Below are 12,041 nucleotides of genomic sequence, written 5' to 3' on the forward strand. Positions count from 1 at the left end.
GGTCCTCGCCGGACGAGCCGGTGAGCGACGTCATCGCCTGGGTGACCAGGAAGCCCGAGCCGTCGAAGGCGCCGGCCGGCTTGTCGCCGGGGGCGTTCGGGCGCCAGGCGAGCGCCGGGCGGATCAGGTCGGCGAGCCGCTCCAGAATGTCGACCCGCACGGCGCGCTCGCCGCACACCCGGTAGCCGATGGTGCGGTAGAGGGTGCGCGGCACCGCCTTGTCGACCGCGAAGGAGGTGCGGCCCGAGGCGGCGAGGCGCTGCAGGTCGTCGAGCCCGGTGGTGTCGACGTCGCCGTGCTTGAGCGCCCACAATTCGGCGGCGAGCGCGCGGGGCGCCGGCTTGAGCAGCGCCGGGACATAGACGTGATAGGCGCCGAAGCGCACGCCGTGCTTGCGCAGCGTCGCCCGCTGGGCCTGGTCGAGCCCTTTCAGCTCCTCGGCGATCTTGAAGCGCTCCAGCACGCCGAGCGCCTCGACGAGCTGGAACGCGATGCCGCGGGCGATGCCGGTGACGTCCTCGGCGGCGCCGAGCACGAACAGGGGCGACAGGATCCGCTCGACATGGGTGCGGGTCCACAGATCCAGCCGGGTCTGGACGTGCTCCAGCGCCGCACCGGTGAGATGCTCGTCGGCGAGGATCTTCACCCGCGGACGCAGAATGTTGTCGCCGGCCAGCAGCTTCGCGACCGGCTCGCCCATCCAGCGGATCAGCCCGTTGGAGGCCAGCACGAACTGGCTGTCGGGCGCGTGGGCGAGGCGGCCGGCGCGGGCGTCGATCTCGCCGGCCAGCGCCTTCTGGGCGGCGGCGGACAGCGCCTTGCTGTCGGTGCTGCCGGTGGTCGCCTCCGGTGCGAAGCGGAAGCCGTCGAGCCGGCCGATCACGTGCCCCTCGACGACGACCTCGCCCGTCTTGGTGATCTCTGTTTCCAACATCGCATTCTCTCGCAGACGCCGCATCAGAACGCTGGTGCGGCGGTCGATGAATCGTTCGGCCAGGCGCTCGTGCAAGGCATCCGAGAGCTTGTCCTCGATGGCACGGGTGACGCCCTGCCAGTGCTCGGGATCGCCGAGCCAGTCCGGACGATTGGCGACGAAGGTCCAGGTCCGGATGTGTGCAATTCGCGTAGACAGGGTATCGATACCGCCCTCGGTGTGATCCGCAAGGGCGACCTGTCGCGAAAACCAGTCGGTGGGGATCGTACCCTCGCGCGCCAGGAATCCAAAGAGGGTGACGACCATCTCGGCGTGCGCGGCGGGCGAGATCTTTCGATAGTCGGGCACCTGACAGGTGTCCCATAGGCGAGCGATGTCGGCCGGGCGACGCGCGAGGTCGCGCACCGCGTCGTCCCGCATCGCATGCTCGAGCACCAGGATGTCCTCGGCGACCGGCGCCCGGGTCAGCCCCGGCAGTGTCGGGGTGACGGCGAGCGAGGCCGACAGCGCACCGAGCGAGGCGAAGTCGAGATCGGTGTTGCGCCACTGCAGGACCTTCACCGAATCGAAGGCGTGGCTCTCCAGGGCCTGGACGAGCTCCTGCTCGAACGGCGGGCAGCGGCCGGTGGTGCCGAAGGTGCCGTCGCGCGTCGCGCGGCCGGCGCGGCCGGCGATCTGGCCGAGCTCGGCCGGATTGAGCTTGCGGTACTGATAGCCGTCGAACTTGCGGTCGGAGGCGAAGGCGACGTGATCGACGTCGAGATTGAGGCCCATGCCGATCGCGTCGGTGGCGACCAGGTAGTCGACGTCGCCCGACTGATAGAGCGCCACCTGGGCGTTGCGGGTGCGTGGCGAGAGCGCGCCCAGCACGACCGCCGCCCCGCCGCGCTGGCGGCGGATCAGCTCGGCGATCGCGTAGACCTCCTCGGCCGAGAAGGCGACGATGGCGGTGCGCCGCGGCAGCCGCGACAGCTTCTTCTCGCCCGCGAAGGCGAGCTGCGACAGCCGCGGGCGCGAGATCACGTTGGCGCCGGGCAGCAGCTTGTCGACCATGCCCCGCATGGTCGCGGCGCCCAGCACCAGCGTCTCCTCGCGGCCGCGCCGGTTGAGGATGCGGTCGGTGAAGACGTGGCCGCGATCGAGGTCGGAGCCGAGCTGCACCTCGTCGACCGCCACGAAGGCGACGTCGAGATCGCGCGGCATCGCCTCGACGGTCGACACCCAGTAGCGCGGATTGGCCGGCTTGATCTTCTCCTCGCCGGTGACGAGGGCGACGGCGTCGGGGCCGATCCGGTCGACGATCTTGTTGTAGACCTCGCGCGCCAGCAGGCGCAGCGGCAGCCCGATCAGGCCGGACGAGTGGCCGAGCATGCGCTCGATGGCGAGATGCGTCTTGCCCGTGTTGGTCGGTCCGAGCACGGCGGTGACGCCGGCCCCGCGGGCACGGCTGTCGCGGACGGATGGGGACGAGAAACTGATGGGCATCGGCTGTTCTGGACCGGAGCGCCGCGGTCAAGCCGCGGGGCGGCACGAGGAGGGGCGCGCCGGATCGCGAGCGACGGCGCGCGGCGAAGCCTCTCGGGGCCGTCTCCGAACCATCGTGTCCGAAGACATCGGGTCGAGAGACGTCGTGACGGATGACGTCGTGAGTGTGGACGTCGAGAAGTGGGACGTCATGTCCGGGTCCGTTCCTGTCCGGGCGGCGCTGTACCGGACGGCGCGTCTCGCCCGCCGCGACCGCGCGGGCCTGCCGGTGCCCCGTCGGACGTCGCGTCCGTTCCCACGGGAGGGATGCACCGGCGGACCTCTCTTAGCCGCTTTCGCCCGCGCACCCAAGCCTCGCCTCGCCTCCCGCGACGTGTTTCCGGAGCAAAGGTGGGGGCCCCTGTCCCGGAATGCGACGCTTTCGCGCGGCGCCGGCCGTTCCCGTTAAGCCCTTGGAACGACTCTCGAACGAATCGCGCCCGAATCGCTGACTCGGGGCGAGTCGAGATTCGTTCTCCTCCACATCTCGGTTTCGTCGCCGCCGGAGCCCCAGATGAGGTAGACGCCCGGTCGCGGCCGGACCGCATCCGCGCCGCTCCGGTTAACGCCACGGCACCGCCGTGCAATGATCAGGGAATGCGCGCGCTGGTCGGTGTCGGCCGGGTGGCGCCCGCGGTCGCGACGAACTGGGTCGCCTCCAGCACGCCGAGGCCGAACGGCGTCGGGATGATGATCTTGTAGGGGACCACGACGCGGGTGCCGGCGAGGGGCGCCAGCCAGATCTCCATGTCGCGCTGGCGCGACAGGTAGGCAATGGCGGGGCGATCCGGGATGTAGCCGGCGATCGGCTTGAAGGTGACGGTGCAGACCGCCACCGGCCCGGAATAGCCGCGCTCGGATTTCACGGTCTCGAGGCGCTTGAAGGCGAGCTGCAGGTCGAAACGCATGCGGCCGTCGAAGATCGGCAGCGTGCGGGCGCAGGCCTCGGTCCCGATCTGCTGACCGGCGCCCGCGACCGTCATCAGGGCCGCGCTCATCGGGTCGGTGACGCCGCGCCGATGGGCGTCGGTGACGGGCAGCCGCTCCGGCTGCGGGGGCGACGGCGGCTCGACCGAGACGTCCTTGACGGTGCCGTTCTGCAGGACGATGCGCAGCTCCTCGGACTTCTTGTCCGAGGTCAGGCTCGACGCGTAGGTGGACGGCAGCAAGGTGCCGCGGCGGACATGGCCGCGCGAGGCGCTGGAGCCCTGGCCGCTGGCGAACAGGCGGACGATGCCGGCCGTGGTGCCGCTCGCGGCCGCCGTGTACTGGTCGTCGGCGATGTCGATGACCCAGGCGCCGCGGCCGATCGGGATGCCGGAGAGGGTCGCCGTGTAGCGGGCGTCGAGCTTGCCCTGCGCCATCGCCGGCGCCACGGCGCCGAGGCCGAAAAACGCAACCAAGGCGCACAGAAGCGGACGGGTGGCGAGACGGCCGGACGACACGGGGGTGCGGATCCTCGCGGGGTGCTGCGGCGATGGTCGGCGATCGGTCCTGTGTCGGGTTCGAATACGTCGTTTCTATGATGTTTCGGCAGGGCGGATCGGCCCGCAACGGCCGCGTTTCCGGCTCTCCGCGTGCTTGACGCTGCCGCTCCCCCTCTCTATACGTCCGCGATCCCGGATCGAGCTGTGGCTCGCGTCCCGGCCTTGCGCGCGCGCAGGGTCGCCGAATTGACAGACATCCATCGAGGTTTCCATGTCGCGACGGTGCGAACTGACCGGGAAGGGGGCACTCGTCGGCCACACGGTCAGCCACTCCAACATCAAGACGAAGCGGCGCTTCCTGCCGAACCTGGTCAACGTGACGCTGCAGTCCGAGGCGCTCGGCCGCGGCGTGCGCCTGCGCATCTCGGCGAACGCGCTCAAGAGCGTCGATCACCGGGGCGGCCTGGACGCGTTCCTGCTCAAGGCCCGCGACACCGAGCTCTCGCCGCGCGCCCTGCTGCTCAAGCGGCAGGTGACCAAGAAGGCCGTGGCCGCCAAGGCCGAGGCCCAGGCCGCGAGCTGACACGGCGCCGGCCGGCGCACAGGCGCCGGCGACCGGCCGTATCGAGATCGAAACGCCCCGTGCGGAGACATCCGCCGGGGCGTTTTCGCGTTCAGGGGGCGCGGGAGTTTGCCGGCGTCCGGGGATTGCCCTAGGCTCGCCGGATCGGCCGACGCGGCCGCGTGGAGCACGCGATGGGCGTCGAAGCTCACGAGCCGGCCCGGGCCGGGCAGATGTCCGGCGAGGCGTTCCGCCGCTTCCAGGACGGCCGTCCCGATCACGAGCGCTGGGAGCTGATCGCCGGTGTTCCGATGATGATGACGCCACCGACGATCGCCCACAATCGCATCGCCGGAAACCTCGAGCGCCTGTTGAACGACGCGCTCGCCGCCCACGATCAGACCCGCCTCGCGACGCAGCGACCCGGACTCGACCTCGGCTCCGGCGACTTCCGACCCGAGCCCGATGTCGGCGTGATCGACGCCGACTATGCGGCGGGTCAGCGCTTCGTCGCCCGCGCCTATCTGCTCGCCGAGATCGTCTCGGAGAGCGACGAAGTCCGGGTGCCGGGCACCCAGCGGAGCTGGATCGACGTCAAGTGCGACATCTACCGGGCGCATCCGTCCTGTGACGCCGTGCTGATCGTCGAGCAGGAGCGCGTCGCGGTGCGGGTCTTTTCCCGCGCTCCGACGGGCTGGACGGCGCAGACGCTCGGGGCGGAGAACACGCTGTCGCTGTCGGCCTTCGGCCTCGCCTGCCCGGTCACCGCCCTCTATGACGGCACACCGCTGCGGCCACGCCCCACGCGATAGGCGACGCCGCGCTCGACCCGGTGGCGACCGCGATGCACGCATCACCGCGCCGTCGGCGCGCCGATGCCCACCCTACGTCAGCACTCGCCGGCACCCGCCGACGCGCGCGGCCGGCAGTCATCTGTCGGGCCTCGCTCCCCCCTATCCGCGCGGCGGCGCCGCGGCGCTGGCGGGGCGCGGGCGGAGCGTGAGGTCGTCCGGGCCACCGTCGAGCGACAGCGACAGCGTCGTGCCGCCGCCGGTACGCGGGATGCGGTGGGCGAGACGGGTCTTCTCGACCTTGACGGGGGCCATCTCGACGACGACGCCGCGACCGACGCCTTCGCCGCGCGTATCGTCCGTCGCGGCGGCGCGGTCGGCACGATCGCGGCGCGCGCCGGCGCGGCGCGGACCGAGGCTGCGGAACCACTCGCGCGACTTCAGGCCCCAGCGCCACAGCGGCACCACCGACATCGGCATCACCAGGAACCAGTGCTCCAGGATGGCGAGCGACATCAGGGTGACGACGAAGGTGAGGCCGGCGGCCTGATGCGGATCGGTGGCCGACAGCTCGGAGGCCTGCACGGCCAGCACGGCGGCGATCACGGTCGAGGCCGTCACGGTGAACGGGAACAGCCAGTTCATCGGCCGCTTGCGGAAGTAGCCCTTCATGTAGGCGAGATGGTCCGGCAGGAACTCCTCGGCGAGGTTGGGCACGCCGAGGAAGATGTTGAGCTTGGTCGACAGCCGCATCAGCCAGAGGATCATGAAGGTCCAGGTGCCGACCTGGTTCGGCTCGCCCCAGCTCGCCCAGCAGACCAGCACGGCCGACACGACGATCCCGAGCTCGTGATACAGGATCGCCTCGACGGCGTGGACGAAGTGCCGCCAGCCCTTGCAGTCGGGCGGGCACGGCGTGGTGCGCGGGCCGGTCACGTAGCCCATCAGGAACGTGATCTCGTTGAAGCCCCAGATGATCAGGCCGCACGTGAAGGTGCAGTAGGCGCCGAACACCGTCATGTCGTGGCTCGACGCGGCGATCCCCCACAGCGCGAGGCCGTACAGCACCGCGGCGGCCGCGATGCTGTACGGGAACGTCTTCCGCGGCAGGCCGTCCAGGAACATGATCACGCCCGTGCTGAACCACCACACGAACAGCGTGTACAGGATCGGAATGCCGTAATGGACCACGCGGGCGGATCCTTCGTCGTTACCAGGCGGGTGCGAGACGCACCCGCTCCGGCAGGGTGTTCTGTTTGACGGGCAGCAGGTAGAGCCTGGCGAGCGTCCAGGCGCCCACGGCGCCGAGACGAACCCGCGTCAGCGCCCCGAGGATGCCGCCGCGGGCGCGTGCCGCGGCCCCCTCCTCGGCGATCCGCCACAGCGTGTCGAGGCCGGCCTTGAACTCCGGCCGGTCGATGTCGAGCTCCAGCGGGAACACCTGGCGCGAGATCTCGGTGGTCTTGCGGAACACCTCGAAGTCGTAGGTCGTCGGGTCCATCCCGATCGCCTTGTGGAACTCGGGCCGCATGTGGTCGCGTACGTACATGGTGGCGAACACGGCGAGCAGGAAGAAGCGGATCCACAGCTTGTTGACGCCGGAGGTCAGGCGCGGGTCGGCCCGCATCAGCAGCGCGAAGGCCTCGCCGTGGCGGAACTCGTCGTTGCACCACTTCTCGAACCACTTGAAGATCGGGTGGAAGCGGCGATCCGGATGGCGCTCGAGCTGGCGGTAGATGGTGATGTAGCGGGCGTAGCCGATCTTCTCCGACAGATAGGTCGCGTAGAAGATGAACTTCGGCCTGAAATACGTGTACTTCTTCGCCCGGCTGAGGAAGCCGAGATCGACCCCGATGCCGAAGTCCTTGAGCGCGTCGTTGATGAAGCCGGCGTGGCGGGCCTCGTCGCGGCTCATGTAGGTGAACAGATCCCGCACGTCGGGATTCTTGATGCGCTTCTTGATCTCGGCGTAGAGCACGCAGCCGGAGAATTCGGCCGTGAGCGACGAGACGAGGAAGTCGACGAACTCCTGGCGCAGCCCCTCGGGCAGCGAGTCGAGATCGGCCTTCCATTCGGCGTCGCGGGTGAAGTGGCCCTTGTTGTGGTCGGCGCGCAGCTCGGCCAGCATCGCCTCCCACTCGGCCCGCACCGACCCGATGTCGACCCGGTCCATGGCGGCGTAGTCGGTCGTGTAGAAGCGCGGGCTGAGGATCGTGTCCTGCTTGGCGATCTCGGTCGTGGTCTGTTCCGACGTGACCGGATCGGTCGCGATCGGATCGGTCGCGACACGTGGGGCCTTGATGGGGTTCGGCCCCACTCCGCCTTCCATCTGGATCATGGCGTCCTCCCAGGGGAAAAGCCGACCTCGTACAATTCGGTCAGCTCGAAGTAGCCGGCGATCCGCGCCATCAAGCGCTCCACGCGTCCGGCCAGGACCACGGTGGCCCGGCTGTGGACGATGGTGCTCTCACCGAACGGGATCGATGTCGGGGCGTCGTGGACGATGACCTCGTCGCCCGGCTCGATCTCTATCCCTTGAAGGTCGACGTGGGCGTGCAGGCTGTCCGCCGTCCGCTCGATCTCGATGGTGCACGGCACCTCGACGACGCGGCGCCCGCGCTTCCATGATCCGATCATCGCGTCCCGTCCCGTCGCTCGAGGAAGCGGCCGAAGGCCTCGGCATTGGTGACGCCGAAGGCCGACAGCTCGACATGACGCCCGGTCGCGGGATCGTCGAGCGACAGCCGCCCGTCGGCCCACCGGGTGAGACGGAACGGCAGCTCGACGCCGATGTCCTGGCGCCGACGCTCGCGGGCGAAGCCGCGCAGCGTGCCGCGGATGAAGTTGTCCTGGCCGGTGGCCAGCGTGTCGATGTCGCGGCCGCTCGCCGCGTCGACCACGGCGACGCCGCCGTCGGGGCGATCGACGAATTTCAGGTCGCGCGCCGCCACCGCGGCGGCCGCCTCGGGCGCCGGCGGCGCGCCGATCGGCACGGTTCCGACGCCGCGCGAGACGCCGACGGCGATCAGAACGAAGGCCAGCAGAGCCGCCGCGCCGAGCAGCGGACCGAGCGGAAACGGTCGTCGCGCCTGATCGCCATTGGCGACGTCGCCCATGAAAAGCTCCGTGTCAGGCCGCGGCGCTGGAGGTCCGCGGCAGGTCGGGGGTCGGCAGGTCGGGGGTCGTGGCGCCCTGCGAAGGGTCGGCGTTCTCGGCCGGCCGGGAGACGATCGCCCGGGCGAGAATCTCGGCGACCTTTCGGCCGTCGGCGACGACCCGCAGCATAGGCTCGGGACGGCGCAGATGCCATGGCCGAGCGTGCGGCCACAGGATCGGATAGGCGATCTTGACGCCGCCGGTCAGGACCACCGGGACGTCGCCGGAGCCGTCGCGATAGAGGCGCACGGCCGCCGCCCCGATGTGCTTGAACGGCAGGTTCAGGGTCATCGGGAAGGCGACGCCGTACTGCAGGATGATCCGGCGGGACGTGATCGTGTACGTCGTGGTCCGCCGGACCAGATAGGCGAACAGCCCCAGGATGCCGATCGCGGCGAGCGCGAGCGGCACCACCCACATGGCCGCGACGACGGCTCCGGCCAGGGAGCCCTCGTCCGCATAGGTGGACGCGCCGAACCACAGGAGGAGCACCGCGAAATAGACGGCGGCCTTCCGGACGTGGAACACGTGCACGGCCAGCGGCGCGAGGAGTGGCCCGCCCCGCCACAGGATCTCTTCACCGTCGGGAAGAGCTTCCGGCAGGGGACGGGGTTCCCAGGGCTTCAGCCATCTCACAGGAGCGGCTCCGCACGGGCCGGGGTGGCGTAGAGCTTGCCGCCGGCGAAGTAGGCCGACACCTTGTCCTCCTCGAGCGCCGTGATCTGGCTGCCGCTCTTGATCGGCGGAACGCCGGCGAACTGGCTGGCCAGCACGGCCGGAACCGAGAGCTCCTTGCGCACGCCGTCGACATAGGCGAACACGGCCGGCAGCATCACGGTCTTGCCCTTGCCGGCGAGCGCGACCTCGTAGTAGCGCACGATCGGCTCGGCCCGGTCGATCCACAGCTCGGTGACCGTGCCGGCGATCTCGCCGTCGGCGGCGACCACGTTGAAGCCGCGCGGATCCGGATCGTTCTCGTCGACCCAGTGGTCGGTCGCGACGCGCAGCGGCACGATGCGGTTCTCGCCGGCCCAGGTGAGGTCCGGATGGTCGGCGCGCTCCGCATAGGCGGCCGGGCCGACGCCCGTGGCCATCGGATCGCCGACCGGCTCGAACGGCGAGCCCGCATGCGGGCCCGGCTTCACGCGGGTGTCGATCGTCAGCGGGGCGTAGGACGGCACCGTGACGGTGGCGCCGCTCGCCAGCAGATAGGTCTTGGGCTCGGGCGGGCGCGGCCAGCCGACCACCTCGACCTGACCGCCGGACGCGACGGTGCGATCGGAATCGAGCGGATAGCCTTCGCGCTTGTCCTCGCGCCGGAGATAGAAGATCAGCCCGGCGAAGAAGATCCAGAAGGCGTAGAGAACGACTTGGGCAACGTCCATATATCCAGTGAAGGCGCCGGTTTGCATGAAAGACCTCCGCGCAATGACGGCTAGCCGGGAAATTCGGCCAGACCGAACTTCAGGGAAGATTGCCCTTTCGCGCTCGCTAAACGAACGAGCGGTCCGATGGCAATCAGGGTGATGAACAGAAGCACGACTTCGATGCCGTAGACGAAGCCGTAGGCGGACGCGACGCTGGAGAAGGTCGATCCGAACGCTCCGCCCGTGACGAGATCGGCGACGACGTCCCGGATGGCGCCGCCGGACGCGATGGCGACGCCCGCCGCCGTCGCCTGGACGGCTCCCCAGGCCCCGAGGGCGAGACCGCTCTCGCCTTCGCGGCCGAGCGACATCGCCGCCGTCAGGGTGCCGACCGCGAACAAGCCGCTGCCGAAGCCGATCAGCGCGGTGCCGATGCGGAACAGCAGGGGCGAGTCGATCGGGGCCGAGATGATCACGGCCACGAAGGCCAGCACGCCGGCGACCACACCCCAGCGGGCGAGCCGGTAGGGGTCGACGCCGCGGCCGAGCTGGCGAGCCGCCAGCCAGAAGCCGACCAGGCTTCCGGCCGACATCAGCGCGGTCAGCAGCGTGGTGGCGCCGACCGAGAGATGCAGGACCTGCCCGCCATACGGCTCGAGCAGAATGTCCTGCATGCTGAATCCAGCCGTGCCGCAGCCGACGACGACCAGCACCCGGGTCGAGTGCCCGCTCGCCGTGAAGGCGCGCCAGGACTCCCGGAACGACGGCCGCGGCCCCTCGCGGTTGGTGCGCGAGGGATCGCGCGGCTCCTGCTTCCACAGGGCCACGCTGTTGAGGATCATGGTGACGAGCGCCGCACCCTGGATCATCTGGATCAGGCGCAGCGGGCTGAAATCGGTGAGCCAGCGGCCGTAGATCAGCGACGCGCCGACCATGCCGACCAGCAGCATGACGTAGAGGAACGCGACGACGCGCGGCCGCTTCTCCTCGGGCACGATGTCGGTGGCGAGCGCGAGGCCGGCCGTCTGGGTCGTGTGCAGGCCGGCGCCGACCAGGAGGAACGCCAGCGCGGCCCCGACATGGCCGATCCAGATCGGGCCGTGCGCGTCGCCGGTGAGGATCAGCAGCGAGAACGGCATGATCGAGAAGCCGCCGAACTGCAGCATCGTGCCGCCCCAGATATAGGGGACGCGGCGCCAGCCGAGCGCCGAGCGGCGGTTGTCCGACTTGAAGCCGATCAGCGCCCGGAACGGCGCGAAGACCAGCGGCAGCGATACCATCAGGGCGACCAGCCAGCTCGGCACGCCCATCTCGACGATCATGACGCGATTGAGGGTGCCGGTGAGCAGCACCAGCGCCATGCCGACCGATACCTGGAACAGCGACAGGCGCAGGAGGCGCCCCATCGGGACCTCCTTGGTCGCCACGTCGGCGAACGGCAGGAAGCGCGGCCCGAGCTGCCCGAGGATGCCGAGAAACGCGCTGCCGAGGGTTCCGACCTTCTGTTTCTTCTTGGTCATGACGGCACGAGCTCCAGGGCCTGCGACGTGTAGAAGCCGACCGCGATCCGCCGGGTGCGGCCGGGCCGCCAGCGGGCGAGATCGGGATCGGCCGCGATCAGCTCGTACAGATGCTCCTCGCGCACCGGCTCGATCGACGGCGCGCGGTCGCTGCGCGGGAAGAAGCCGCCGACGAAATGCATCAGCGCGAGCGCCTTGGTGCGCGGCGCGAAGGTGAAGACGAGCGAGCGCGAGGTGCGGGCCGCGAGCCCGGCGATCACCCGCACGGCGTCCTCGGCCCGGTAGTGGATGATCGAGTCCATGGCGACGACGTGATCGAACTCGCCGAACTCGGGCGACAGCATGTCGCCGGCCACGAACGTCACCCGGCCGGCGAGGTCGGCCGGGATGCGCTCGCGCGCGAGATCGAGCAGCGTCGGCGAGAGGTCGACGGCGACCACCTCGGCGCCGCGACGCGCCGCCTCGATCGACAGCATGCCGGGGCCGCAGCCGGCGTCCAGGATGCGGCGGCCGGAGAGGTCGTCGGGCAGCCACGACAGGAGCGTCGCGCGCATGTCGTCGCGGCCCTTGCGCACCGTCGCGCGGATGCCGGAGACCGGCGCGTCGGAGGTCAGGCGCGCCCAGGCGTCGGCCGCCGTGCGATCGAAATAGGCCTCGATCTCGCCGCGTCGCTCCTGGTAGGTCTCGCCCTGCATCCCTCGTCGTCCTGTCGTTCGCGGTCCTGCCGTCGTGCCCCGATCCTTCGGCGGCCCGATCGGCG

General features: G+C 70.2%; 12 protein-coding genes. 2 read left to right on the plus strand and 10 right to left on the minus strand.

From position 1 onward, the window contains the following. Together ABTU92_RS07005 and ABTU92_RS07010 are read right to left on the minus strand one after the other, a co-directional pair. Nucleotides 1-2,419: helicase-related protein (locus tag ABTU92_RS07005; protein WP_408089004.1), on the minus strand; the 2,419-nt coding region annotated here is incomplete at its 3' end. 629 nt (nt 2,420-3,048) lie between these two features. Next, nucleotides 3,049-3,903 carry a DUF3108 domain-containing protein gene (locus tag ABTU92_RS07010; protein ID WP_408089006.1) on the minus strand — a complete coding sequence of 285 codons (855 nt, stop codon included), beginning with the start codon at nt 3,901-3,903 and terminating at the stop codon, nt 3,049-3,051. Between the two features lie 253 nt (nt 3,904-4,156). Here ABTU92_RS07010 and rpmB point away from each other — a divergent pair, with 253 nt between their 5' ends. Together rpmB and ABTU92_RS07020 are read left to right on the plus strand one after the other, a co-directional pair. Beyond that, nucleotides 4,157-4,468 (plus strand): 50S ribosomal protein L28, encoded by a 312-nt coding sequence (rpmB, locus tag ABTU92_RS07015; RefSeq protein ID WP_408089008.1) that lies wholly within the window; start codon nt 4,157-4,159, stop codon nt 4,466-4,468. 173 nt (nt 4,469-4,641) lie between these two features. Next, nucleotides 4,642-5,259 carry a Uma2 family endonuclease gene (locus ABTU92_RS07020; RefSeq protein WP_408089010.1) on the plus strand — a complete coding sequence of 206 codons (618 nt, stop codon included), beginning with the start codon at nt 4,642-4,644 and terminating at the stop codon, nt 5,257-5,259. A 141-nt stretch (nt 5,260-5,400) separates the two neighbouring features. Here ABTU92_RS07020 and puhE read toward each other — a convergent pair whose 3' ends face one another. Genes puhE through bchM form a run of 8 tightly spaced genes read right to left on the minus strand, consistent with a single transcriptional unit; the run spans nt 5,401 to nt 11,976 of the window. Continuing rightward, nucleotides 5,401-6,429, minus strand: a complete 1,029-nt coding sequence (gene puhE, locus ABTU92_RS07025) for a putative photosynthetic complex assembly protein PuhE (RefSeq protein WP_408089012.1) — start codon at nt 6,427-6,429, stop codon at nt 5,401-5,403. A gap of 19 nt (nt 6,430-6,448) precedes the next feature. Then, nucleotides 6,449-7,576 carry a magnesium-protoporphyrin IX monomethyl ester (oxidative) cyclase gene (gene acsF, locus ABTU92_RS07030; protein WP_408089014.1) on the minus strand — a complete coding sequence of 376 codons (1,128 nt, stop codon included), beginning with the start codon at nt 7,574-7,576 and terminating at the stop codon, nt 6,449-6,451. Then, on the minus strand, nt 7,573-7,875 hold the full coding sequence (locus ABTU92_RS07035; RefSeq protein WP_408089016.1) for a hypothetical protein: 303 nt from the start codon (nt 7,873-7,875) through the stop codon (nt 7,573-7,575). The genes acsF and ABTU92_RS07035 overlap by 4 nt, the downstream gene beginning before the upstream one ends. Further along, nucleotides 7,872-8,354 carry a photosynthetic complex assembly protein PuhC gene (gene puhC, locus ABTU92_RS07040; RefSeq protein ID WP_408089018.1) on the minus strand — a complete coding sequence of 161 codons (483 nt, stop codon included), beginning with the start codon at nt 8,352-8,354 and terminating at the stop codon, nt 7,872-7,874. Before puhC ends, ABTU92_RS07035 begins: the two co-directional genes overlap by 4 nt. Before the next feature lie 13 nt (nt 8,355-8,367). Further along, a complete protein-coding gene (puhB, locus tag ABTU92_RS07045; RefSeq protein ID WP_408089020.1) occupies nt 8,368-9,030 on the minus strand; it encodes a photosynthetic complex putative assembly protein PuhB in 663 nt (220 codons plus the stop codon). Beyond that, nucleotides 9,027-9,806: a photosynthetic reaction center subunit H gene (gene puhA / locus ABTU92_RS07050; RefSeq protein WP_408089022.1), complete on the minus strand. Its 780-nt coding sequence runs from the start codon at nt 9,804-9,806 to the stop codon at nt 9,027-9,029. The genes puhB and puhA overlap by 4 nt, the downstream gene beginning before the upstream one ends. 23 nt (nt 9,807-9,829) lie before the next feature. Beyond that, nucleotides 9,830-11,281, minus strand: coding sequence for a BCD family MFS transporter (locus ABTU92_RS07055; RefSeq protein ID WP_408089024.1), 1,452 nt, complete (start codon nt 11,279-11,281; stop codon nt 9,830-9,832). Further along, nucleotides 11,278-11,976, minus strand: a complete 699-nt coding sequence (gene bchM, locus ABTU92_RS07060) for a magnesium protoporphyrin IX methyltransferase (RefSeq protein ID WP_408089026.1) — start codon at nt 11,974-11,976, stop codon at nt 11,278-11,280. Before bchM ends, ABTU92_RS07055 begins: the two co-directional genes overlap by 4 nt. Nucleotides 11,977-12,041 lie beyond the last annotated feature (65 nt).

The organism is Rhodoplanes sp. SY1 (assembly GCF_046000175.1).
Classification (GTDB): domain Bacteria; phylum Pseudomonadota; class Alphaproteobacteria; order Rhizobiales; family Xanthobacteraceae; genus Rhodoplanes.

Bases quoted from the DNA above. Each gene is read 5' to 3' on its own strand.
- puhA (WP_408089022.1), bottom strand. From the start codon at position 9,806: ATGCAAACCGGCGCCTTCACTGGATATATGGACGTTGCCCAAGTCGTT.
- ABTU92_RS07020 (WP_408089010.1), top strand. From the start codon at position 4,642: ATGGGCGTCGAAGCTCACGAGCCGGCCCGGGCCGGGCAGATGTCCGGC.
- puhC (WP_408089018.1), bottom strand. From the start codon at position 8,354: ATGGGCGACGTCGCCAATGGCGATCAGGCGCGACGACCGTTTCCGCTC.
- bchM (WP_408089026.1), bottom strand. From the start codon at position 11,976: ATGCAGGGCGAGACCTACCAGGAGCGACGCGGCGAGATCGAGGCCTAT.
- rpmB (WP_408089008.1), top strand. From the start codon at position 4,157: ATGTCGCGACGGTGCGAACTGACCGGGAAGGGGGCACTCGTCGGCCAC.
- ABTU92_RS07035 (WP_408089016.1), bottom strand. From the start codon at position 7,875: ATGATCGGATCATGGAAGCGCGGGCGCCGCGTCGTCGAGGTGCCGTGC.
- acsF (WP_408089014.1), bottom strand. From the start codon at position 7,576: ATGATCCAGATGGAAGGCGGAGTGGGGCCGAACCCCATCAAGGCCCCA.
- ABTU92_RS07055 (WP_408089024.1), bottom strand. From the start codon at position 11,281: ATGACCAAGAAGAAACAGAAGGTCGGAACCCTCGGCAGCGCGTTTCTC.